The organism is Ramlibacter agri, assembly GCF_012927085.1.
Lineage (GTDB): Bacteria > Pseudomonadota > Gammaproteobacteria > Burkholderiales > Burkholderiaceae_C > Ramlibacter > Ramlibacter agri.
In genome coordinates this window covers 2999891-3021254 of record NZ_JABBFX010000001.1, presented here as the reverse complement: position 1 = coordinate 3021254, position 21364 = coordinate 2999891, and the positions used below count along the sequence as shown (strand labels likewise).

The 21364-nt window shown below is 68.8% G+C and carries 23 protein-coding genes; 17 read left to right on the top strand and 6 right to left on the bottom strand.

The genetic code is table 11. The features are described 5' to 3' along the window. Positions 1-36: 36 nt before the first annotated feature. Together ppk2 and HHL11_RS14765 are read left to right on the top strand one after the other, a co-directional pair. Positions 37-864 carry a polyphosphate kinase 2 gene (gene ppk2, locus HHL11_RS14770; protein ID WP_169419111.1) on the top strand — a complete coding sequence of 276 codons (828 nt, stop codon included), beginning with the start codon at positions 37-39 and terminating at the stop codon, positions 862-864. An 11-nt stretch (positions 865-875) separates the two neighbouring features. Beyond that, complete coding sequence (locus HHL11_RS14765) at positions 876-2621, top strand: SulP family inorganic anion transporter (RefSeq protein ID WP_205964282.1); 1746 nt, start codon at positions 876-878, stop codon at positions 2619-2621. Here HHL11_RS14765 and HHL11_RS14760 read toward each other — a convergent pair. Continuing rightward, positions 2575-3756 (bottom strand): HPP family protein, encoded by a 1182-nt coding sequence (locus HHL11_RS14760; RefSeq protein ID WP_425355198.1) that lies wholly within the window; start codon positions 3754-3756, stop codon positions 2575-2577. The two genes, HHL11_RS14765 and HHL11_RS14760, sit on opposite strands and share 47 nt — an antisense overlap. Before the next feature lie 88 nt (positions 3757-3844). Here HHL11_RS14760 and mutS point away from each other — a divergent pair, with 88 nt between their 5' ends. From mutS to HHL11_RS14740, 4 genes are all read left to right on the top strand, one after another. After that, complete coding sequence (mutS, locus tag HHL11_RS14755; RefSeq protein WP_169419109.1) at positions 3845-6451, top strand: DNA mismatch repair protein MutS; 2607 nt, start codon at positions 3845-3847, stop codon at positions 6449-6451. Continuing rightward, positions 6448-7284: a proteasome-type protease gene (locus HHL11_RS14750; RefSeq protein ID WP_169419108.1), complete on the top strand. Its 837-nt coding sequence runs from the start codon at positions 6448-6450 to the stop codon at positions 7282-7284. Before mutS ends, HHL11_RS14750 begins: the two co-directional genes overlap by 4 nt. Continuing rightward, positions 7281-8078 carry an alpha/beta fold hydrolase gene (locus tag HHL11_RS14745; protein WP_169419107.1) on the top strand — a complete coding sequence of 266 codons (798 nt, stop codon included), beginning with the start codon at positions 7281-7283 and terminating at the stop codon, positions 8076-8078. The genes HHL11_RS14750 and HHL11_RS14745 overlap by 4 nt, the downstream gene beginning before the upstream one ends. Positions 8079-8223: 145 nt before the next feature. Further along, positions 8224-8991 (top strand): lipase family alpha/beta hydrolase, encoded by a 768-nt coding sequence (locus tag HHL11_RS14740; RefSeq protein ID WP_169419106.1) that lies wholly within the window; start codon positions 8224-8226, stop codon positions 8989-8991. On the opposite strand, the gene HHL11_RS14735 is transcribed toward HHL11_RS14740, so the two are convergent. Then, positions 8963-9784, bottom strand: coding sequence for an undecaprenyl-diphosphate phosphatase (locus tag HHL11_RS14735; protein WP_169419105.1), 822 nt, complete (start codon positions 9782-9784; stop codon positions 8963-8965). The two genes, HHL11_RS14740 and HHL11_RS14735, sit on opposite strands and share 29 nt — an antisense overlap. A 176-nt stretch (positions 9785-9960) precedes the next feature. On the opposite strand from HHL11_RS14735, the gene HHL11_RS14730 reads away from it, so the two are divergent. The 7 genes from HHL11_RS14730 to HHL11_RS14700 all read left to right on the top strand — a co-directional run bounded on the left by HHL11_RS14730 (position 9961) and on the right by HHL11_RS14700 (position 14331). Then, entirely contained in the window at positions 9961-10110 is a 150-nt protein-coding gene (locus HHL11_RS14730) for a hypothetical protein (protein ID WP_169419104.1), read from the top strand. Positions 10111-10252: 142 nt separating this feature from the next. After that, positions 10253-10798 carry a DUF6622 family protein gene (locus HHL11_RS14725; protein WP_169419103.1) on the top strand — a complete coding sequence of 182 codons (546 nt, stop codon included), beginning with the start codon at positions 10253-10255 and terminating at the stop codon, positions 10796-10798. Between the two features lie 27 nt (positions 10799-10825). Continuing rightward, on the top strand, positions 10826-11101 hold the full coding sequence (locus HHL11_RS14720; RefSeq protein ID WP_169419102.1) for a 2TM domain-containing protein: 276 nt from the start codon (positions 10826-10828) through the stop codon (positions 11099-11101). Next, complete coding sequence (locus HHL11_RS14715) at positions 11098-12132, top strand: alpha/beta hydrolase family protein (protein WP_169419101.1); 1035 nt, start codon at positions 11098-11100, stop codon at positions 12130-12132. Before HHL11_RS14720 ends, HHL11_RS14715 begins: the two co-directional genes overlap by 4 nt. Positions 12133-12143: 11 nt before the next feature. Then, positions 12144-12443: a 2TM domain-containing protein gene (locus HHL11_RS14710; RefSeq protein ID WP_169419100.1), complete on the top strand. Its 300-nt coding sequence runs from the start codon at positions 12144-12146 to the stop codon at positions 12441-12443. Beyond that, a complete protein-coding gene (locus HHL11_RS14705) occupies positions 12440-13492 on the top strand; it encodes a sensor histidine kinase (protein WP_169419099.1) in 1053 nt (350 codons plus the stop codon). Before HHL11_RS14710 ends, HHL11_RS14705 begins: the two co-directional genes overlap by 4 nt. A gap of 50 nt (positions 13493-13542) precedes the next feature. Next, entirely contained in the window at positions 13543-14331 is a 789-nt protein-coding gene (locus HHL11_RS14700) for a LytR/AlgR family response regulator transcription factor (RefSeq protein ID WP_169419098.1), read from the top strand. 48 nt (positions 14332-14379) lie between these two features. Here HHL11_RS14700 and HHL11_RS14695 read toward each other — a convergent pair whose 3' ends face one another. Then, entirely contained in the window at positions 14380-15135 is a 756-nt protein-coding gene (locus HHL11_RS14695; protein ID WP_169419097.1) for an ATP-binding response regulator, read from the bottom strand. Positions 15136-15555: 420 nt separating this feature from the next. Here HHL11_RS14695 and HHL11_RS14690 point away from each other — a divergent pair, with 420 nt between their 5' ends. Then, positions 15556-15798: a hypothetical protein gene (locus HHL11_RS14690; protein WP_169419096.1), complete on the top strand. Its 243-nt coding sequence runs from the start codon at positions 15556-15558 to the stop codon at positions 15796-15798. 143 nt (positions 15799-15941) lie between these two features. Here HHL11_RS14690 and HHL11_RS14685 read toward each other — a convergent pair whose 3' ends face one another. Beyond that, positions 15942-16244, bottom strand: coding sequence for a hypothetical protein (locus HHL11_RS14685; RefSeq protein WP_169419095.1), 303 nt, complete (start codon positions 16242-16244; stop codon positions 15942-15944). Positions 16245-16450: 206 nt separating this feature from the next. Here HHL11_RS14685 and HHL11_RS14680 point away from each other — a divergent pair, with 206 nt between their 5' ends. The 3 genes from HHL11_RS14680 (at position 16451) to HHL11_RS34400 (ending at position 19164) form a co-directional block, all read left to right on the top strand. Next, positions 16451-18238 carry a glutamine--tRNA ligase/YqeY domain fusion protein gene (locus HHL11_RS14680; protein WP_169419094.1) on the top strand — a complete coding sequence of 596 codons (1788 nt, stop codon included), beginning with the start codon at positions 16451-16453 and terminating at the stop codon, positions 18236-18238. Between the two features lie 65 nt (positions 18239-18303). Further along, positions 18304-18891: a nucleotidyltransferase domain-containing protein gene (locus HHL11_RS14675; protein WP_240980078.1), complete on the top strand. Its 588-nt coding sequence runs from the start codon at positions 18304-18306 to the stop codon at positions 18889-18891. A 120-nt stretch (positions 18892-19011) separates the two neighbouring features. Further along, positions 19012-19164 (top strand): hypothetical protein, encoded by a 153-nt coding sequence (locus tag HHL11_RS34400; protein WP_240980077.1) that lies wholly within the window; start codon positions 19012-19014, stop codon positions 19162-19164. Here the strand turns inward: HHL11_RS34400 and HHL11_RS14665 are convergent. Further along, positions 19161-19463 carry an MliC family protein gene (locus HHL11_RS14665; RefSeq protein ID WP_169419092.1) on the bottom strand — a complete coding sequence of 101 codons (303 nt, stop codon included), beginning with the start codon at positions 19461-19463 and terminating at the stop codon, positions 19161-19163. The two genes, HHL11_RS34400 and HHL11_RS14665, sit on opposite strands and share 4 nt — an antisense overlap. Positions 19464-19524: 61 nt before the next feature. Further along, positions 19525-21339 carry an AMP-dependent synthetase/ligase gene (locus HHL11_RS14660; RefSeq protein WP_169419091.1) on the bottom strand — a complete coding sequence of 605 codons (1815 nt, stop codon included), beginning with the start codon at positions 21337-21339 and terminating at the stop codon, positions 19525-19527. Positions 21340-21364 lie beyond the last annotated feature (25 nt).

The window sequence follows — 21364 nt, the reverse complement described above, 5'->3', positions numbered from 1 at the left end:
CGCCGGGGATGGTGTCTTCTCCAGGAGACCCACACCATGGCCAAGGACAAGAAGGACAAGCACGCCCCGATCGAAGCCGTGCCGGCGCCGGGCAAGCTGAAGACCAGCGAGTACGAGGAAGAGCTTTACAAGCTGCACGTCGAACTGGTGAAGCTGCAGCAATGGGTGCAGCACACCGGCGCCAAGGTCTGCGTCGTGTTCGAGGGGCGCGACGGCGCCGGCAAGGGCGGCACCATCAAGGCCATCACCGAACGCGTGAGCCCGCGGGTGTTCCGCGTGGTGGCGCTGACCGCGCCCAGCGAACGGCAACAGAGCCAGATGTACCTGCAGCGCTACGTGCCGCACCTGCCGGCCGGCGGCGAGATCGTCATCTTCGACCGCAGCTGGTACAACCGCGCCGGCGTGGAGCGGGTGATGGGCTTCTGCACCGACGCCCAGGCGCAAGAGTTCCTGCAGGCCGTGCCGCTGATCGAGAAGGCGATCGTCGACTCCGGCGTCCTGCTCCTCAAGTACTGGCTGGAAGTGAGCCCTCAGGAGCAGACCCGCCGCCTGCAGGACCGCATCAAGGACGGCCGCAAGACCTGGAAGCTGTCGCCCATGGACCTGAAGTCCTACAGCCGCTGGTTCGACTACTCGCGCGCCCGCGACGACATGTTCAAGGCCACCGACACCGAGTTCGCGCCCTGGCTGGTGGCGCATACCAACGACAAGCGCCGCGGCCGCCTGAACATCATCACCGACCTGCTCTCGCGCATCCCCTACAAGGCGGTGCCGCAGGACAAGGTGGTGCTGCCCAAGCGGCAGAAGCCGGGTGAGTACCGCGAGCCGGATTACCCGTACCGGTTCATCAAGGAAAAGTTCTGAGCGAGGCCGGCATGGACAGGGAGCTGCCGCTGCTGGCCGAGGCGCCGCGCGGGCGGCTGCCGGTGCTGCAATGGCTGGCGCAGTACCAGCCGCAATGGCTGGCCCCCGACCTGCTGGCGGGGGCGACTGCCGCCGCGGTGGTGATCCCCAAGGCGCTGGCCTACGCCACCATTGCCGGCCTGCCGGTCCAGGTGGGCCTGTACACCGCGCTGGTGCCGATGGCGGTCTACGCGCTGCTCGGCACCTCGCGGCCGCTGAGCGTCAGCACCACCACGACGCTGGCCATCCTGGCCGGGGCCGCCCTGGCGCCATTGGCGGCGGGCGGTCCGGCGGCACTGGCGGTCGCCTGCGCCACGCTGACGCTGCTGGTGGGGGTGATGCTGTTCGCAGCCGGCCTGCTGCGCCTGGGCTTCATCGCCAACTTCATCTCCGAGCCGGTGCTGGTGGGCTTCAAGGCCGGCATCGGCATCGTCATCATCGTCGACCAGGTCCCCAAGCTGCTGGGCGTGCACTTCACCAAGGGGGACTTCGTCCACAACATCGGCGCGATTGCGCTCAACCTGCCGCATACCTCGTGGGCAACGTTGGCGGTGGCCGTCGCCATGGTGGTCATCCTGCTGGGGCTGGAGCATGTGTCACCGCGCGCGCCGGCACCGCTGGTGGCCGTGGTGGCCGGCATCCTGGCCATGAAGTTCCTGGACCTGGGCCGCTTCGGCGTGGAAGCGGTGGGTAACGTGCCGACCGGCCTGCCCTCGCCCACGCTGCCGGACTGGCACCTGCTGGCGACGCTGGCGCCGGCAGCGGCGGGCATCGCCCTCATGAGCTTCACCGAGTCGATCGCCGCGGCGCGCGCTTTCGCCGAAAGCAACGAACCACCGCCCGGAGCCAATCGCGAACTGCTCGCCACCGGCCTTGCCAATGCCGCCGGCGCGCTGCTGGGCGCCATGCCGGCCGGCGGCGGCACCTCGCAGACGGCAGTGAACCGCCGCGCCGGGGCGCGCTCGCAGCTTGCCGGCCTGGTGACCTCCGCGCTCGCGCTCGCCACGCTGCTGCTGCTCGCGCCCTTCATCGGCGCCATGCCGCAAGCCACGCTGGCTGCCGTGGTGGCAGTCTATTCCGTCGGGCTGATCGAACCGCACGAGTTCCGCGCCATCCGCCAGGTGCGCCGCACCGAGTTCACCTGGGCGCTGGTGGCGATGGCAGGCGTGATGCTGCTCGGGACGCTGCAAGGCATCCTGGTGGCGATCATCGTGTCGCTGCTGGCGCTGGCGTACCAGGTGTCGGACCCGGCGGTGCACGTGCTGGCGCGCAAGCCGGGGACCAACGTGTTCCGCGCGCTCTCCTCGGAGCACCCGCACGACGAGACCTATCCGGGCCTGCTGATGTTGCGGCCGGAGGGGCGCATCTTCTTCGCCAACGCGAACCGCCTGGGCAGCAAGGTCACCGAACTGATCGCCGAACAGCGGCCGCAGGTGGTGGCGCTGCACTTGCGCGGCGTGTTCGACCTGGAATACACCGCGCTCAAGATGTGGATCGAAGCCGAAAAACGTCTGCGCGCGGCAGGCGTCACCATCTGGCTGGTGGGCATGAACCCCGGCGTGTTCGCCATGGTCCGGCAATCGCCGCTGGGCGAGGCTCTCGGCGAAGAGCGCATGTTCCACAACCTCGAACAGGCGGTCGCCGCCTGGCGGGCGCGCGGCCTCGGCGCCGCTACGCCGCCGACCGGTACAGCGCCCGCACCAGGTCCGTCTGCGTGATCATGCCGACCAGCCGCTGCTTCCCGTCGATGATGGGAATGTGGTGGTGGCCGTCCTCGGAGAACACCGGCACCAGGTCCGCCAGCGGGCGATCGGCACTGGCCACCCGCACGTTGCGGGCCATGATCTGGCCCACCACCTCGGGCCGCTCGGTGTGCGTGAGGCCGGTGGCCCGCAGCAGCTGGCGCAGGCGGTCGCGCAGGCCTTCGTGCTGGTCCAGGTCGGCCAGGCGCATGAAGTCCGCGGGCGTGACGATGCCGGCGATGTGCCCGGCGCGGTCCACCACCGGCAGCGCCTTGATGCGCCGCTCGCGCATCAGCGTCCAGGTTTCCTGCAGCGAGGCGCCGAAGGCCACCGACACCGGCTCGCGCGTCATCACGTCCTCGCAGCGCAGCGCGCCCAGGCGGCGCTGGTAGGCGGCCATCTCGGCGTGTTCCAGCAGGTCCTGCAGGTCGGCGCGGCTGATGTCCACCACCTGGTTGTAGTGCGCCAGGGCGACGTCGAGGTCGGCCTCGGAGAAGCGCCGCCCGGCCACGGTCCGCACGCCCAGCGCGCTCGTGGCGCCCTGCGCGCGCGGGTAGGGACGGCCTGTGAGGCTGTTGTAGACGATGCCGGCGGTCACCAGCAGCAGCGAATTCCCCATCACCGGGAACAGCGCGAAGTGGAAGCCGGTGGTGTGCGTCACCACCATCAGCAGCGCCGCCGCGCCGCCCGGCGGATGCAGGCAACGCAAGGTGACCATCAGCGCGATCGCGCCGGCCACGGCCAGGCCGGCGGCCAGGGCCGGGTCCGGCACCAGGTTGGCGCAAGCGATGCCCACCAGGGCCGACAAGGTGTTGCCGCCCACCACCGACCAGGGCTGTGCCAGCGGGCTCGCCGGCAGCGCGAACACGAGCACCGCGGACGCGCCCAGCGGCGCGACCAGCCAGGCCGCGATCGGCAGCGGCCCCGCCAGCGCGTGGCTGAAGACGGCGGCGAACAACATGCCCAGCGCAGCGCCGGCGACAGCCCGCAAGGTCTCGCGGCCATCGATGCCCACCGGCGCCGGCCACCAGCGGGCCAGCCAGCTGCGGAGCGTTGCGGGACGGGGGGACGAAGGGGAAACGGCGACGCTGTCGCGGAAAGACGGAGGCACGGAAAACTGCGGGAACTGCTGGCCGGGGCGAGATTGTCGCCGATCCGCCCGGAAGTCGCCCCGGAGCGCCGTCGATAATCGGGGCCGAATGAGCCAGAATCCCGCCGCCCCCGACCTCAGCAAGCACACCCCCATGATGCAGCAGTATCTTGGGGTGAAAGTCGACCATCCGGACACTTTGGTGTTCTACCGGATGGGGGACTTCTACGAGCTGTTCTTCGGCGACGCCGAGAAGGCGGCGCGGCTTCTTGACATTACCCTGACGCGTCGCGGCATGTCCGCCGGCGAGCCGGTGGTGATGGCCGGCGTGCCCTTCCACTCGATGGAAAACTACCTGGCGCGCCTGATCAAGGCCGGCGAGTCGGTCGCCATCTGCGAACAGGTGGGCGAGGTCGGCGCCAGCAAGGGCCCGGTGGAGCGCAAGGTGGTGCGCGTGGTCACGCCCGGCACGCTGACCGACACCGAGCTCCTCACCGAGAAATCCGAAGCGGTGCTGCTGGCCCTGCACCAGGCGCCGCGCAACAAGGTGGGCCTGGCCTGGCTGAGCGTGACACAGGGCGCGCTGCAGCTGGCCGAATGCGACGCCGACGCACTGGAAGCGTGGATCGCCCGCATTGCACCCAGCGAGCTGCTGCACAGCGCCGCCGATCTCACGCCGGCTTTCATGCAGCGCCTGCAGGCCCTGCGCCTGGCCGGCCTGCCCATGACGGCCAGGCCCGAATGGCAGTTCGAAGCCGGACTGGGCCAGCGCAAGCTGCTGGAGCAGCTGCAGGCCGCCAGCCTCGCAGCCTGGGGCGCCGAGGACTTGGAGCATGCCCATGCGGCCGCTGCCGCCCTGCTCGCCTACGCCGAACACACGCAGGGCCGCGCGCTGTCGCACGTGCGGCAGCTGCAGGTGGTGCGGGACGGCGAGCGCATCGAGCTGCCGCCGGCGACGCGGCGCAACCTGGAACTGGTGCAGACCCTGCGCGGCGAGGACGCGCCCACCCTGTTCTCGCTGCTGGACACCTGCATGACCGGCATGGGCAGCCGGGCGCTGAAGTCCTGGCTGCTGGAGCCGATGCGCGACCGCGGCGTGGCCACGCAAAGGCTGGAAGCCATCACCAGCATGCGCGAAGGCCTGTGGCAGAAACTGCGCGGCGAGCTGAAGGGCGTGAGCGACGTGGAGCGCATCACGGCGCGCATCGCGCTGCGCCAGGTGCGTCCGCGCGAGCTCGTCGGCCTGGGCTGGGCGCTCTCGAAATCGCAGCAGCTGGGCCTGATGCTGCAAGGCCTGCCGGGGTTGCTCTCCAGTGCCGCGGCGGACCTGCAGCCGCCGCCCGGCTGCGCCGAACGGCTGGTTGCGACGATCAAGGAAGACCCGTCGGCGCTGGTGCGCGACGGCGGCGTCATCGCCACCGGCCACGACGCCGATCTCGACGAACTGCGCGCGATCCAGGACAACTGCGACGGCTTCCTGCTGGAGCTGGAAACGCGCGAGCGCGCCCGCAGCGGCATCGCCAACCTGCGCGTGCAGTTCAACAAGGTGCACGGCTTCTACATCGAAGTCACGCAGGGGCAACTGGACAAGGTGCCGGACGACTACCGCCGCCGCCAGACCTTGAAGAACGCCGAACGCTTCATCACGCCGGAGCTGAAAGCCTTCGAGGACAAGGCGCTGTCGGCGCAGGAGCGCGCGCTGGCCCGCGAGAAGTGGCTGTACGAGCAACTGCTGGACGACCTGCAGCAGCACATCCCGGCCCTCACGCGCCTGGCGCGTGCGCTGGCGGGGCTGGACGCGCTATGCGCGCTGACGGAGCGTTCACTGACGCTGAACTGGTGCCGCCCGGTCTTCATCAAGGAACCGGGCATCGAGATCACGCAGGGCCGCCACCCGGTGGTGGAAGCGCGGCTGGCCGAGACGCACGGCGGCAGCTTCATCCCCAACGACACGCGCATGGGCCCGAAGCAGCGCATGCAGGTGATCACCGGTCCCAACATGGGCGGTAAATCGACCTACATGCGGCAGGTGGCGATCGTCTGCCTGCTGGCCTCGATGGGTTCCTACGTACCGGCGCAGGCCTGCCGGCTGGGACCGATCGATGCCATCCACACGCGCATCGGCGCGGCGGACGACCTGGCCAATGCGCAGTCGACCTTCATGCTGGAGATGACCGAGGCCGCGCAGATCCTGCACGGCGCCAGCGCGCAGAGCCTGGTGCTGATGGACGAAATCGGCCGCGGGACTTCCACCTTCGATGGCCTGGCCCTTGCTTCCGGCATTGCCGCGCACCTGCACGACAAGACCCAGGCCTTCACCTTGTTCGCCACGCACTACTTCGAGCTGACGGAGTTCCCCGCGAAGCACCACTGCGCGCTCAACGTGCACGTGGGCGCCACCGAGTCCGGTGCGGACATCGTGTTCCTGCACGAGATCCTGCCCGGACCGGCCAGCCGCAGCTACGGCATCCAGGTGGCCCGGCTGGCAGGCATGCCCACCGGCGTGGTCAACCACGCGCGCCACGCCCTGGCTGCGCTGGAGAAGCACCAGGAATCCAGCCGCGAGCAGGTAGACTTGTTCGCGCCCCCGCCCGCCGCCGAGGCGTCCGCGCCGAGCAAGGCAGAGGCCGCCCTGTCGGCGCTGGACCCGGACGCGCTGAGCCCGCGCGAGGCGCTGGATGCGTTGTACCAACTCAAGAAACTGATCCAACCATGACGTACTGCGTCGGCATCAAGCTCAATGCGGGACTGGTGTTCCTGTCCGACTCGCGCACCAACGCGGGCGTGGACAACATCAGCACCTACCGCAAGATGATCATCTACGAGAAGCCGGGCGACCGCTTCATGGTGCTGCTGTCGGCGGGCAACCTGAGCATCTCGCAGTCGGTGCGCGAGATCCTGCAGGTGGAGCAGCTGAAGGAGACGCCCGAGTCCGAGCCGCTGACCATCTGGAACTGCAACAGCATGTTCGACGCCTGCCGCATCCTGGGGCAGGCGGTGCGGCACGTGTACCAGCGCGATGCGCAGTCGCTGAAGCACGCTGGCGTGGAGTTCAACGTCAACCTGATCTTCGGCGGCCAGATCCGCGGCGAGAACATGCGCCTGTTCCAGGTGTACTCCGCCGGCAACTTCATCGAGGCGACGGCCGAGACGCCCTACTTCCAGATCGGCGAGTACAAGTACGGCAAGCCGGTGCTGGACCGCGTGCTGACGCCCGAGACCGACCTGGACGAAGCCGCCAAGTGCGCGCTGGTGTCCATGGACTCCACGATGAAGTCCAACCTGTCGGTCGGCCCGCCGCTGGACCTGGTGGTGTACGAAGCGAACCGCTACGAGACCGACAAGGTGGTCTGCATCGACATGCAGAACCCGTACTACCGCATGCTGCACACGGGCTGGGGGCAGAAGCTGCGCGAGGTGTTCGACAGCCTGGAGGACCCGGTCTGGGACGACGCCCACACCGACACGCCGCTGCGCTGCGAAGACACCACGGGCGGCCGCAACAAGCCGCTGAAGAAGATCACGCGGCCGGAAGAAAAACTGATTTGAGCCTCGTCGTCTTCTCCCACGCCAACAGCTTTCCGGCCGGCACCTACACCGTCCTCTTCAAGAGCCTGCGTTCGCGCGGCTTCCTGGTGAAGGCGGTGGAGAAGTTCGGCCACGAGCCGCAGTACGCGCCTTCGAACAACTGGCCCCATCTCGTGCAGCAGCTGCACGACTTCGCCGACCGCGAGGTGCAGAAGGCCGGCGAGCCGGCCTTCCTGGTGGGGCATTCGCTGGGCGGCTTCCTGAGCGTGATGTGCGCCGCCCTGCACCCCAAGCTCGCGCGCGGCGTGCTGATGTTGGATTCGCCGCTGCTGGGCGGCTGGAAGTCGCATGCGTTGCGCGCCGTCAAGCGCACGCCGCTGGTGGGCTCCATCTCGCCTGGCGCGGTGAGCCGCAAGCGCAAGAACCGCTGGCCCTCGCGCGAGGAGGCGCTGGAAAATTTCCGCCGCAAGAAGGCCTTCGCGCACTGGGAACCGCAGGTGCTGGCCGACTACATCACGCACGGCACGCACGACGAGGACGGCCAGCGCGTGCTCGGCTTCGATCGCGAGATCGAGACGGCGATCTACAACACCATCCCCGACAACCTCGACCGGATGCTGGCCAAGCATCCGCTGAAGTGCCCGGCTGCCTTCATCGGCGGGCTCGAGTCGGAGGAGATGAAGCAGGTCGGGATGGCGATGACGCAGAAGGTCACGCAAGGCCGCGTGATGATGCTCGAAGGCAGCCACCTGTTCCCGATGGAAAAGCCGCTGGCGACCGCGGCGGCGATCGAGGCGGCCTTGCTGGCCATGTGATCGCCCGGTGCGGACCGGTTGCGGCCGGTACTGCTTTTCGTTTCAGAAGTTGCAGGCGGATGGCAGGGTTTGCTTCTGCTGTCCTACGAGCGTGTCATGCGCGCGCCCACACGGCGGTTCGCGCAAATGGTCCAGATTGACTTCCATGCGTCCTACTCCGGCAGCCACTGCCTTCACCGCCCCGCCGCTCGGGTTGCTCTTCGCCGAACCGCTGCGCGCCCTGCTCGACCTGTGCGCCAACCGGCTGAAGCACCTGCCCCACTACGAGGGCGACGGCCATCCGGTCGTGCTCTATCCCGGGCTCGGGTCCGGTCCGCTGGGCACGTCGGACCTGCGCACCTACCTGCGCAGTTGCCGCTTCTCGGTGCACGACTGGGAGCGCGGCATCAATACCGGTCCGGAGGGACGCCTGGATGAATGGCTCGAACCGCTGGCCGAGCACGTGCTGGCGCTGCAGGAACAGTCCGGAAAGCGCGTCAGCCTGGTCGGCTGGAGCCTGGGCGGCATCTACGCGCGGGAAGTCGCCAAGCGCGTCCCGCAGGCGGTGCGCCAAGTCGTCACCCTGGCCACGCCGGCCCATTCGCTGGGCCGCGGCAACCATGCCGGGACGCTCTACACGCTGATGGGCGGCGACTCGTCGAAGCTGACCCCGGCGCTGCAGGCGCAGCTGGCCGCGCGGCCGCCGGTGCCCACCACCTCCATCTACAGCCGCAGCGACGGGATGGTCAGCTGGCGCGGCTGCGTGGAGCCGCCCGGAACGGAAGTGGAGAATGTGGAGGTGCACGCCAGCCACCTGGGCATGGCGACGCACCCGGAGGTGCTGCGCGTCGTCGCCGACCGGCTGGCGCAGCCCGAAGGCGGCTGGCGGCCTTACCGCCGCCGCGTCAATCGCGCCAGTCCACCCAGCCGGTGAAGGCCGTCAGCAGCACGATGATGCCGAAGGCAATGCGGTACCAGGCAAAAGGCGTGAAGCTGTGGGAGGAGATGTAGCGCAGCAGCCAGCGCACGCACAGCCAGGCGGCCAGGAAGGAAAACACCAGGCCGACGGCGAACAGCGGAATGTCCGCAGCCGACAGCAGTGCGCGCTCCTTGAACAGGCTGTACACGCCGGCGCCGATCAGCGTCGGAATGGCCAGGAAGAACGAAAACTCGGTGGCCGCCTTGCGCGACAGGCCCAGCAGCATGCCGCCGATGATGGTGGAACCGCTGCGGCTGGTGCCCGGGATCAGCGCCAGGCACTGGACGAAACCGAGCTTCAGGGCGTCCAGCCAGGTCATGTCGTCGACTTCCTGCACCCGCACCTTGTGGTTGCGGCGCTCGGCCCACAGGATGATGAAGCCGCCCAGGATGAAGGTAGTCGCGACGACCGGCGCGGTGAACAGGTGTTCCTTGATGGCCTTGCCGAAAGCCAGGCCCAGCACCACGGCCGGGAAGAAGGCGACCAGCACGTTGGTGGCGAAACGCTGGGCCTGCCGGTCGCTCGGCAGCTTGACGATGGTTTCGCGGATGCGCTGCCAGTAGACCAGGATGACCGCCAGGATGGCGCCGGTCTGGATGGCGATGTCGAACACCTTGGCCTTCTCGTCGTCGAAGTGCAGCAAGGCACCCGTGAGGATGAGGTGGCCCGTGCTGGAGATCGGCAGGAACTCCGTCAAGCCTTCCACGATGCCCATGATGGCGGCTTTCACCAGCAAGACGAGGTCCACGTACGCTCCCGCAAAAAGGGCGGATTATCGCCGGCCAGCCTGACCGGAAGCCGCGCCGTTACAAGCCGCGTGCCTCAGCCGTTGAACTTGTCCGACACGCCGCGTAGCTTTCACGCCGGGAAGCCACGCGCGCCGAGCCTACAGTGCCGTCGCCCCGCCCCGGCACCATAGCCGGCATGAAAATCATCAGCCTCCTCCATGTGGTGGTCGCCCAGGCCTTCTACCGTTGGGCCATGTCCGAGATCAGCCCCACGCACCCGGACGTGCCCAACATCGTCCGGCGGCAGCAGGAACTGGCCGAAAAGTACCGCCGGATGTGGGCCTGAGGCCCCTGGGCGCCGCTGAACGGCGCCGCGTTTGACTCCCCGCGGGCTGCATTTCACGGCCCGCCGCCCGCATTCCGTCGCAGCCGCGTGGTGGCGGCGGGGCTCTCCTTGCACAGTGCGTCCATCGCAACCGGAGAGCCCCATGATCATCCAGCTCGTTTACCAGCACCCCGAAGCCATCGGCCAGATCCTGCGCAGCACGCCCACCTGGGTGTGGGGCCTGGCCACCGCCCTGGCCGCGCTCGGCGCCAGCCAGCTGCGGGCCCGCACCGCCAGCCTGGCCCGCGTTTCCCTGATGCCCGTGGCCATGACCGGCTTCTCGGTCTGGGGCATGGTCTCCGCCTTCGGCAATTCGCCGCTGCTGACCCAGGCCCTGGGCCTGTGGCTGGCCGCCGCGGTGATCGTGGGCGCCTTCGTCGCCCGCCTGTCCGCCAACGCCCGCTACGACGCCGCCACCCGCACATTCGCCATCCCCGGCAGCGTGGTGCCCTTGCTGCTGATCGTGGGCATCTTCCTCGTCAAGTACGTGGTCGGCGTCGACCTCGCCATCGCGCCCCAGCTGATGCGCGACAGCCAGTACGCCCTGACCGTCGCCGGCCTGTATGGCGCCTTCACCGGCCTGTTCGTCGGCCGCACCGCCCGCCTGTGGCGCCTGGCCCTGCCGTCCCGCGCCGTCCTCGCCGCCTGAACCCCAAACTTCGCCAGGAGAACCGCCATGCTGACCGACGACCTCGAGAAACAGGCCCGCCGCCGCGCCGGCGCCAAGATGGGCTGGTACATCCATGCCACCGTGTACGTTGCCGTCAACGCCCTGCTGGCGATGATCTCCGCCATGAGCTCCCATGCCTGGGCCTTCTTCCCGGCGGCGGGTTGGGGCATCGGCCTGGCGATCCATGGCCTGGTGGTGTTCGGACGGACCAGCGGCCTCCGGGAGCGCATGGTGGCCGAGGAACGCCGCCGCCTGCTGCAGGAACGGGAGCGGCTGCAATGAAGCCCGCCCTCCTGCGCTATGCCGGCGTGGTGCTGCTCGCACTGCTGGCCGCCGCGGCGCACGCCGGCGTCGGAGTCCGGGAACTGCCGGGCCTCGAAGGCGACGGACCGGTCACCGTGTTCTACCCGACCAACGCGCCCGCCCAGACCAAGGTGCTCGGCCCCTTCACGCTGCAAGTCGCCTGGGGGGCCGCGCCGGTGCGCGGCAACGGCCGCCTGGTGGTGATGTCGCACGGTTCCGGCGGCTCCCCCTGGGTCTACAGCGACCTGGCGATGCGGCTGGCCGAAGCGGGCTTCGTCGCTGCGCTGCCGGAACACAAGGGCGACAATTGGCACGACCACAGCATGGTCGGCCCGCAGACCTGGAAGCGCCGCCCGTTCGAAGTGTCGCGCGCCATCGACGCGATCGCCGCGGACCCGCAGTTCGCGCCCCTGCTCTCGCTGGACCGCGTCGGCATGTGGGGCATGTCGGCCGGGGGCCACACGGCGCTCACGCTCGCCGGCGGCCGCTGGTCGCCCGCGGCGCTGAGCGCGCACTGCCAAGTGCACATCGACGACGACTTCCCCACCTGCGTGGGCACGATGCTGGAACTGCACGGGACCTGGGCCGACGGCCTGAAGAAGGCCGGCGCCCGCTTCGCCATCCGCCACCGCCTGGACGACGCGACCTGGTACGGCCATACCGACCCGCGCATCGCCGCCATCGTGGCCGAAGTGCCGCTGGCGGCCGATTTCGACCCCACCTCGCTGGCGCACCCGAAGGTGCCCCTGGGACTGGTGCGCAACGGCCAGGACATCTGGCTGAAGCCGGCGTACCACATCGACGTCGTCGCCAGGTCCTGCGGCAGCAACTGCACGATGGTGTCGAACCTGGCCGACGCCGGCCACGGCTCGCTGATGTCCCCCCTGCCGCCCGACCTGCACGGCCCCGAAGTGCGCCTGCTCGCCGACCCGGCCGGCTTCGACCGCGCCCTGGTGCCGCAGGCCCATGCGCGCATCACCCAGTTCTTGCAACAACACCTGCTCCCCTAGAATCGTCCGAGATGCACCAGCCGCTCAGCCCCGAACAGATCGAGAGACTCGCCCGCAAGCGCGCGGGCGCCAAGCTTGGCTGGTACATGCATGCCTGCATCTACGTGCTGTTCAACCTCGCCTGGTTCCTGGGCGCGTATTTCGGCATGGGCCACCACCGCTGGACCTGGTTCCCGACGATCGGCTGGGGCATCGGCGTGGTGCTGCACGGCGTCTCGGTCTTCGTGCTCGGTTCGTCCAGCGGCCTGCGCGAGCGCATGGTGGCGCGCGAGCGCGAGCGCCTGCAGCGCGAGCAGTCCCGGCTGCCATGAGCATCGACCTCGTCGCCAAGCTGCGGAACATGCTGCAGGTGATGGCCTTCTGCCTGGCCATCGCAAGCATCCAGTACTTCTTCATCCCGGACCGCGGCTACGGCCCGCCGCTGGTGTATTCGCTGGCCATCGGCATGGTGACCTGGGCCTTCATCGACCTGGGACGGCACCTGCTGCCCTCGTCGGAGGAGACCGGCTGGCCCAAGGGCTTCCCCGGGGTGGCCATCGTCATCGTGGGCATCGTCATCGGCTTCTTCGCGGGCAACTTCATCGGCGACGTGCTGTGCCTGCACTTCCACCTGTACCAGGGGCCGCCGCCCACGGACCTGGCGGCCGAGACGCGCAGCTCGGTGATGATCACCGTGCTGGCCACCATCGCCTGCAGCTACTACTTCTATAGCGCCGGCCGCAGCAGCTACCTGGAACGCAAGATGGGCGAGGCGCAGCGCCACGCCAACGAGGCGCGCCTGAAGCTGCTCGAGACGCAGCTGGAACCGCACATGCTGTTCAACACGCTGGCCAACCTGCGCGTGCTGATCGCCATCGACCCCGCGCGGGCCCAGCAGATGCTGGACCACATGATCGCGTACCTGCGCGCCACGCTGGACGCCTCGCGCACCACCACGCACTCGCTGCAGGCGGAGTTCGACCGGCTGCACGACTACCTGGAGCTGATGTCCATCCGCATGGGCCCGCGCCTGGCCTACGAACTGGCCTTGCCGCCGGAGCTGGCGGCGCGCCCGGTGCCAACCTTGCTGCTGCAGCCGATCGTGGAGAACAGCATCAAGCACGGCCTGGAGCCGCAGGTGCAGGGCGGCCGCATCGAGGTGCGCGCCCGCAGCGAAGACGCGCAGCTGGTGCTGGAGATCAGCGACAGCGGCGCCGGCGCCGGCGCCGGCGCGCCCGCCCCGAACGGCGGCGGCTTCGGCCTGACGCAGGTGCGCCAGCGCCTGGCGGCGCTCTATGGCGAAGCCGCCCGCTATGAATTCGAGAGCGCACCGGGCACGGGCGCGCGCACCCGCATCACCCTGCCCCTCGCCGCGACATGAGCCCGCAGGGCCGCCCCAAGGGCGAGTACCGCAATGCGTAGCATGGAGGTTTGCCAGTGACCACCGCCCTGATCGCCGAAGACGAACCGCTGCTCGCGCAAGCGCTGCAGGCGGAACTGAAACGTGCCTGGCCGGAGCTGGAAGTGCTGGCCATGGTCGGCGACGGCGCCGCCGCGGTGGAGGCCGCGCTGCAGCAGCGCCCCGAGGTGCTGTTCTTCGACATCCGCATGCCGGGCCAGGGCGGCCTGGAAGCGGCGGCCGACCTGGCCGATGCCTGGCCCGCCGACGCGCCCTTCCCCGCGCTGGTGTTCGTCACCGCCTACGACCAGTACGCCGTGCAGGCCTTCGAGGCGCAGGCGGTGGACTATGTGCTGAAACCGGTGCAGGCGAGCCGCCTGCAGAAGACGGTGGAGAAGGTACGCGGCGTGCTGGCGCGCCGTGCCAGCCTGCCCATGGACGCCACGCTGGAGCAATTGCGCCACCTGCTGGCCGGCGCGCCGGCCGCGCCGGCCGCGCAGCTGAAGGTGATCCAGGCCAGCGTGGGCAGCAGCATCCGCATGGTGCCGGTGGAAGAAGTGGTGTTTTTCGAGGCGGCCGACAAGTACGTGCGGGTGGTGACCGGCGAGCACGAGGTCCTGATCCGCACGCCGCTGAAGGAGCTGCTGCCGCAGCTGGATGCGAACCTGTTCTGGCAGGTGCATCGCGGAACCGTTGTGCGGGCGACCGCGATCGAGAGCGTGCTGCGGGACGAGGCGGGGAAACTGCACCTGGCCTTGAAGGGGCGCAAGGACAAGCTGGCCGTGAGCCGGCTTTACGCGCACTTGTTCAAGGCGATGTGACTGCTGGGGGGCGCTGGCGCGCAACCCAGCCTGCCCAAGCCCGCTGAACTAGGAAGCGTGCGCCGGACGGGCATACGCGACCGCGTAGCCCTCTTCGACGTGCGGCGTCACGCACCAGGAGATCTGCACGTGCGTGCCGTCGGCCGCGCGCAGAGGAAACTCGCCTTGCCAGGACTGGCTCCACTTGGTCACTGCCTGCTCCACCTGCAGGGTCCAGCGCGCCGGCGCCAGCGTGGCGACGCGGCGGCCTTCCAACTGCTGGCGCGGCTGGCCGACCAGCGCGGCGAAGGCCTCGTTGGCCTCGACGAAGCGGCTTTCCGCATCGACCAGGGCGATGGCGGCCGCGACGTTCTCGAAGACGCCGCGGAAGCGCATCTCGCTGTGGCGCACGTCGGCTTCGAAGGCGCGCGAGCGGATCAGCGCCTCCACGGTGCTCACCAGCACCTGCGGTTCCACCGGGCTGACCAGGTAGGCGTCGGCGCCGGTGCGCAGGCCGGTGGCGTGGTCGTCCGGCTGCACATGGACCGCCGACACGTGGATGACCGGCAAGGTGGAAGTGGCCGGCTGGCTGCGCAGCAGGCGACAGACCTCGAAGCCGTGCAGGTCCGGCAGGTGAACGTCCAGCACGATGGCGGCGACGCCCTCCTTGGCGGCCATCTCCAGGGCCTCGGCCCCGCCCGCGGTTTCCACCGTGGCGAAGCCCGCGGCGCGCAGCACGCGCGACAGGGAATAACGGGACGTGGCGTTGTCGTCCACCACGAGCACGGTGTGGTGGCGGGTGCCGGAATCAGAAGCGGAATTCATGGCTGGGCCAGCATAGTCGCGATTGCACGAGGATGGGGTTGCGCGGCTGGGCTGGAGCCGCAGTTAGGGCTGCTGTCTGGCAGAGCCTGTGGGTCCTGTCCTACAGGGCGTGGCGCATCCTCCCGTGTCTACTACAAGCCATCGAATTGCACGAAAGGCGCTCCGCAACCGACAAATCGAACGAAGCGCGTTTCGTCTCCCGGTCACCCCGACTCCTCTGAGTCCCCTCCTCCTCCGGGGTGAGCTGGTCCGGCCCTCCGTCCCGCGACTGGCATTGTTACCCCCAGGTCTGACCTGGGGGTTCTTTTTTTTGGGTACCGCTCGGTCGTCTCCGTCTGACGTCCACCGCCGGGCAGGGCCGGCATGCAAACCTTTGCACTGTCTTTACTCTGTAAACACACTCAGAGGAAAGAAGTGCACATGAAAGACGGAAAACCCCAGGACGACCGCGAGACGCCGCGCAGGCGGCTCTCCGACCGCGGCGGCGGCCAGCGCAGGACGCGCGGCTATGTCGAGCGGGCGACGGCGCAGGGCCATAGCGGCAGAGGCAGCGAAAGCGTGCTGCCGCACCTGCGCGACCAACTGAGGCTGAAGGCGCTGCTGCCTTCGCCCTTCCCGACGCCGGACGAAGAGAAGCCCGGCAAGGACCAACACCACCAGTAGCAACGCGGGACGGCGCGACCCAGCGAGCTGAAGGGCACGGCAAGAAGGCCCCGGCCGTGGGCAGGCGAAAAAAAGGCCCCAGGGTGACCCGGGGCCGAATCGCTTGGAGCTCCTGTTCTGGCGTCAGGAATCCGGAGCGCTGCTCAGTGCCAGTGGCGGCCGCGCCAGGCACGGTGCGGACCGTAATAGACCGGCGCGTAGACCACCGGCGCGGGCCGCACATAGACCGGCGGCGCGACGTACACGGGCTGCGGGGCCATGTAGACCGGCTGCGGAGCCACGTACACGGGCGCCGGTGCATAAACCGGCGCGGCATAGACCGGCGCGCCGATGGCGATGCCCGGCAGGCCGATGCCGACGGACACGCCGACGGAAGTGCGCGCCTGGGCGGCGCCGATGCCGGCGGCGGCCAGGGCCAGGACGACGGCGATGGATTTCAGTTTCATAAGACTCCTTGGATTCGGCCATGCCCGCCCGACCTTCTGGGCCAGGCGGCATGCCCTCCCCGATTTAACGTGCGTGAGCGCGTACTGATTACGGCTGTCCGGTGATTCCCGTTGCCAGTCGTAACCCGGCCGTATCCCTTAGTTCGCAGCGGCCTGCCGGGGGCCCGCCCGGCCCCTGCATGCAGGCATGACAAAATCGATGGGATATGGCTTCCCCGAATGACAGCAAAGAAGGCGCGCCCAAGCCCAGCAACTTCCTGCGGCAAGTGATCGAGCGCGACCTGGAACAAGGCACCTACGCCGGCCGGCACTGGTCCGGCCATCCCGCCGATGGCGCCCAGCAGAAGGCCGGCCCGGCCGACCCCGCGCGCATCCGTACCCGGTTCCCGCCCGAGCCCAACGGCTACCTGCACGTGGGCCACGCCAAGAGCATCTGCCTGAACTTCGGGCTGGCCCAGGACTACCAGGGCATCTGCCACCTGCGCTTCGACGACACCAACCCCGAGAAGGAGGAGCAGGAGTACGTCGACGGCATCAAGGACGCGGTGCACTGGCTGGGCTACGGCTGGGACGCGAACGGCATCACGCACCTGTACCAGGCCAGCGACTACTTCGACTTCATGTACCGCGCGGCCGAGTACCTGGTCGAGGCCGGCTTCGCCTACGTGGACGAGCAGACGCCGGAAGAGATGCGCGTGAACCGCGGCGACTTCGGCCGGCCGGGCGTGGACAGCCCCTTCCGCAGCCGCTCGATCGAGGAGAACCTGCAGCGCCTGCGCGACATGCGCGACGGCAAGCTGCCCGATGGCTCCGCCGTGCTGCGCGCCAGGATCGACATGGCCAGCCCGAACATCAACATGCGCGACCCGACGATCTACCGGATCAAGCATGCGGAGCACCACAACACGGGCAGCAAGTGGTGCATCTACCCGATGTACACCTTCGCGCACCCGATCGAGGACGCGCTGGAGAACATCACCCACAGCATCTGCACGCTGGAGTTCGAGGACCAGCGGCCGTTCTACGACTGGCTGCTCGATCGCCTGGCCGAAGGCGGGCTGATCAACACGCCGCATCCGCGCCAGTACGAATTCGCGCGCCTGAACCTGACCTACGTGCTCACCAGCAAGCGCAAGCTGAAGCAGCTGGTGGACCAGGGCCATGTGTCCGGCTGGGACGACCCGCGCATGCCGACGATCGTGGGCATGCGCCGTCGCGGCTACACGCCTGAGTCGCTGCGCCTGTTCGCCGACCGCATCGGCGTGAGCAAGGCCGATTCGTGGATCGACTATTCGACGCTGGAAATCGCGCTGCGCGACGACCTCGACCCGAAGGCGGCGCGCGCGATGGCGGTGCTGGACCCCGTGAAGATGGTGGTCACGAACTGGGACGAGCTGATGGGTGCGGGCCACCTGGATCCCTGCTCGGCGCCGGTGCATCCGCACGATCCGTCGCGCGGCCGCCGCGACTTCATGTTCGGCCGCGAGCTGTGGGTGGAGCGCACCGACTACGAAGACACGCCGCCGAAGGGCTTCTTCCGCCTGTTCCCGGGGAACAAGGTGCGGATGAAGTACGGCCATGTGATCGAGTGCGTCGGCGCGACGCGCGATGCCTCCGGTGCAGTGACCGAGATCCAGGCTCGCCTGGTGCCGGACACCAAGAGCGGCACGCCCGGTGCGGATGCCGTGAAGGTGAAAGGCAACATCACCTGGGTCGGCGTGGCCGATGGCGTGAAGGCGGAAGTACGCATGTATGACCGCCTGTTCTCCGTGCCGCAGCCCGGCGCCGGTGACCGCGACTTCCTCGAGGAGCTGAACCCGGATTCGCTGAAGCTGGTGACGGCCTATGTGGAGCCGTCGCTAGGCAAGGCGCACGGCGACGAGAAGTTCCAGTTCGAGCGGCACGGCTACTTCGTGGCGGATCGGAAGGATCACGCGGCGGGGAAGCCGGTGTTCAACCGGGTGACGGGGTTGAAGGACAGCTTCGGGAAATAGGGCTAGCGGCGCTTAACCCCAAATCGGGTATGATCGTACCCAATTTGAGTACAACCGCGATAACCATGGCCGATGCCCTGTTCCCCAGGGTACGGCAACGCGTCCTGGGAATCTTGTTCGGCAATCCGAACAGGAGTTTCTTCGCGTCCGAGGTCATGGCCTTGGCGCAATCGGGCCGCGGCGCCGTGCAACGGGAGTTGGCCGACCTCACCGCCGCCGGACTGCTGAAGGTCACGAGCATCGGCAACCAGAAACACTACCAGGCCAATGAAGCAGCGCCCGTCTACGGCGAGCTGCGCAGGTTGGTGCTGAAGACCTTCGGTCTCGCCGATGTCCTGCGCGAGGCGCTCGCGCCGCTGGCCGCGCGGATCGACGCGGCCTTCGTTTTCGGATCCGTGGCCAAGCAGGTCGACACCGCCGAGAGCGATATCGACGTCATGGTCCTCAGCGAATCACTTGGCTACGCGGACATCTTCGGAGCGTTGGAGCCCGCGTCGGTCAGCCTGGGCCGGCCCGTGAACCCCACCGTGTATACGACCGCACAACTTGCAAAGCGCTCGAAACAGGACAATGCCTTCGTCCGACGAGTGCTCGCGCAGCCGAAGATCTGGCTGATCGGGCAGGAGGAGATCCTGCATGGCCTCGGAGCCTGAGAACCTCTGCGGTCCCGGCAAGCCCTTGCGCAGGGAGCCGCCGGCTGTGCCGGTTACCGCCCGGCGAACCGATACATCGTCTTCCAGCTGCTGCCACACACGCTGAAGCTCGGACCCGAAGTGTGGCGCGTGCTGGCCAAGTGTCATGCGACGAGGAATCTCGGCGAATACGAAGGGCTGCTGGAAGTCGATGAACGCCTCTTGGCCGACCTGATCACCGCAACGTATGCCGTCGCCGATGCGCTGCAGCGCGTCCTGCTCGACTCGCCTTAGCGGCTCCAGAGCGTACCTTCGCCCCTGCACGCCACCAACGCACGCGGCGCAGCGGTCCAAGTCGCATCTCCATCCCTCGGCCGCAACTCACACGGCCCCGCCGCGAATCGCATGCCCGATGGCTGCTGCGGCAGGATCAGGACCGAGTCATCCGGCAAGGTGACGTGCGCGCCATCGGTGGCGTAATGCACCCGCAGCGTGGTGCCGTCCGAGCAGGCGTAGCTCGCCAGGTCCAGGTACGGCGGCGGGCTGGACGCGCAGGCGGCGAGGAGGATGGGCAGGAGGACAACCAGGCGCATGCCTGAGGTTGTACCGCAAGTGGCATGGCTGCCGGGTCAGCCCGGCATGTCAAGGGCGGGATTAGCGGTGGTACAGCCGCGCGATCTCCGGCCCGAAATGCGCGATCAGGTTGTTCCGCTTCAACTTCAAGGTCGGCGTGATCAGTCCGTTCTCCACGGTCCACGGTTCCGTCGTCAGGGCCACCGAGCGCGGCTGCGCGTAGTACGGGAAGCTCTTGGTCAGCTCGCGGATGCGCGCCAGCACGGCCTGGACCGCCGCGGGGGCAAGCAGCGAAGCCGCAGACGCGGGATCCAGACCCAGTTCGCCGGCGAGGCGAGTCCACGGCTCGCGCCCCAGCACCACGATGCAGGCAATGAACGGCCGGTTGTCGCCGAAGCAGTACGACTGCTCGAACAGCGGGTCGGCGACGATGGCCATCTCCAGGTCCACCGGCGCGATCTTCTCGCCGGTGCTCGTGACGATGATTTCCTTCACCCGGCCCAGGATGCGGATGCGTCCCTGCTCGATGGCGGCCTGGTCGCCGGTGTGCAGCCAGCCGTCGGCGTCGATGGCCTTCGCCGTGTCTTCCGGTCGCTTCCAGTAGCCGCGCATCACGTTCGGGCCGCGCACCAGCAGTTCCTTGTTCTCGCCGATGCGCACCTCCACGCCGGGCAGCGCGCGACCCACGGTGGCGGGGTCGTTGTCCTGCGGCGTGTTGGCGGCAACCACGGGCGCGCTCTCGGTCATGCCGTAGCCCTGCACGATGGGCAGGCCCAGGCCGAGGAAGCAGCGCGCGATCGGCCCCGACAGCGCGGCGCCGCCGCTCACCGCGACGCGGATGCGGCCGCCGAACTGCGCCAGCAAGGGCTTGGCAACCAGCGCCGACAGCAGCGGCCACAACAGTGCATCGCCGGTCGCCGAGCCGCCCGCTTCCACCGGCAGCCCCTGTTCGCGGCAGAAGCGGCGCCAGCCCACGGCCTGCGCCAGTTCGAACAGGCGCAGCTTCAGCGGCGACGTGGCCAGCGTCTCCTGCACCTTCGCGTAGACGCGCTCGTAGATGCGCGGCACCGAGACCAGGATGGTCGGCCGCACCGTCTTCATGTCCTGCGGCAGTTGCGACACCGAACGCGCGAAGGCCACGCAAGCGCCCGCCGCGATGGGCAGGTAGTAGCCGCCCGTGCGCTCGAAGGTGTGCGACAGCGGCAGGAAGGACAGGAACACGTCGTCGCTGCCCGGGTGCAGCCGCTCCACGGCGCCCTTCACGTTGGACAGCACGTTGCGATGCGTCAGCATCACGCCCTTGGGCTTGCCGGTGGTGCCGGAGGTGTAGACGAGAGTGGCGAGGTCTTCCTCCGCCGGCCCTGCCACGGCTTCGGCCGCCGCGCCGTTGCGGCGGGCCAGCCAGACATCCAGCGACAGGACGGCAGGTCCCGTGCCTTCGGGCGACTTGTCGCATTCGCGCAGGACGACGTTGCGCAAGGTCGCGGGAACCGCGCCTGTCGCCGCGATGGCCTGCCACTGCTCCTTCGTGTCCGCCACCAGCAGTTCGGCCTCGCTGTCGGCCAGGATGTAGGCGATGCTGGCCGGGTTGTCGATGGCGTGCATCGGCACCGGCACGCAACCCTGAGCCAGCGCCGCCTGGTCGACGCTCACCGCGTCCAGGCCATTGGGCAGCAGGATCGCGACGCGCGCGCCGCGCGCCACGCCCAGCGCCGACAGCGCGCGGCGGAACTGTTCCACCCGTTCGCCGAAGGCTTGCCAGCTGATGCCGACCCAGTGGCTGGTCGCCGGGTCCCACTGGCGGTAGGCCTCGCCCTGCGGCGTGCGCGCGATGCGCCAGGCCAGGAGTTCGGCGAGCGTGCGGACGGAGGAGAGGTCGGCGGTGGATTCGGACATGGACGGTGAGCCTGGGAACACCCGC

Bases quoted from the DNA above. Each gene is read 5' to 3' on its own strand.
- ppk2 (WP_169419111.1), top strand. From the start codon at position 37: ATGGCCAAGGACAAGAAGGACAAGCACGCCCCGATCGAAGCCGTGCCG.
- HHL11_RS14765 (WP_205964282.1), top strand. From the start codon at position 876: ATGGACAGGGAGCTGCCGCTGCTGGCCGAGGCGCCGCGCGGGCGGCTG.
- mutS (WP_169419109.1), top strand. From the start codon at position 3,845: ATGAGCCAGAATCCCGCCGCCCCCGACCTCAGCAAGCACACCCCCATG.
- HHL11_RS14750 (WP_169419108.1), top strand. From the start codon at position 6,448: ATGACGTACTGCGTCGGCATCAAGCTCAATGCGGGACTGGTGTTCCTG.
- HHL11_RS14740 (WP_169419106.1), top strand. From the start codon at position 8,224: ATGCGTCCTACTCCGGCAGCCACTGCCTTCACCGCCCCGCCGCTCGGG.
- HHL11_RS14730 (WP_169419104.1), top strand. From the start codon at position 9,961: ATGAAAATCATCAGCCTCCTCCATGTGGTGGTCGCCCAGGCCTTCTAC.
- HHL11_RS14725 (WP_169419103.1), top strand. From the start codon at position 10,253: ATGATCATCCAGCTCGTTTACCAGCACCCCGAAGCCATCGGCCAGATC.
- HHL11_RS14720 (WP_169419102.1), top strand. From the start codon at position 10,826: ATGCTGACCGACGACCTCGAGAAACAGGCCCGCCGCCGCGCCGGCGCC.
- HHL11_RS14715 (WP_169419101.1), top strand. From the start codon at position 11,098: ATGAAGCCCGCCCTCCTGCGCTATGCCGGCGTGGTGCTGCTCGCACTG.
- HHL11_RS14710 (WP_169419100.1), top strand. From the start codon at position 12,144: ATGCACCAGCCGCTCAGCCCCGAACAGATCGAGAGACTCGCCCGCAAG.
- HHL11_RS14705 (WP_169419099.1), top strand. From the start codon at position 12,440: ATGAGCATCGACCTCGTCGCCAAGCTGCGGAACATGCTGCAGGTGATG.
- HHL11_RS14695 (WP_169419097.1), bottom strand. From the start codon at position 15,135: ATGAATTCCGCTTCTGATTCCGGCACCCGCCACCACACCGTGCTCGTG.
- HHL11_RS14690 (WP_169419096.1), top strand. From the start codon at position 15,556: ATGAAAGACGGAAAACCCCAGGACGACCGCGAGACGCCGCGCAGGCGG.
- HHL11_RS14685 (WP_169419095.1), bottom strand. From the start codon at position 16,244: ATGAAACTGAAATCCATCGCCGTCGTCCTGGCCCTGGCCGCCGCCGGC.
- HHL11_RS14680 (WP_169419094.1), top strand. From the start codon at position 16,451: ATGGCTTCCCCGAATGACAGCAAAGAAGGCGCGCCCAAGCCCAGCAAC.
- HHL11_RS14675 (WP_240980078.1), top strand. From the start codon at position 18,304: ATGGCCGATGCCCTGTTCCCCAGGGTACGGCAACGCGTCCTGGGAATC.
- HHL11_RS14665 (WP_169419092.1), bottom strand. From the start codon at position 19,463: ATGCGCCTGGTTGTCCTCCTGCCCATCCTCCTCGCCGCCTGCGCGTCC.
- HHL11_RS14660 (WP_169419091.1), bottom strand. From the start codon at position 21,339: ATGTCCGAATCCACCGCCGACCTCTCCTCCGTCCGCACGCTCGCCGAA.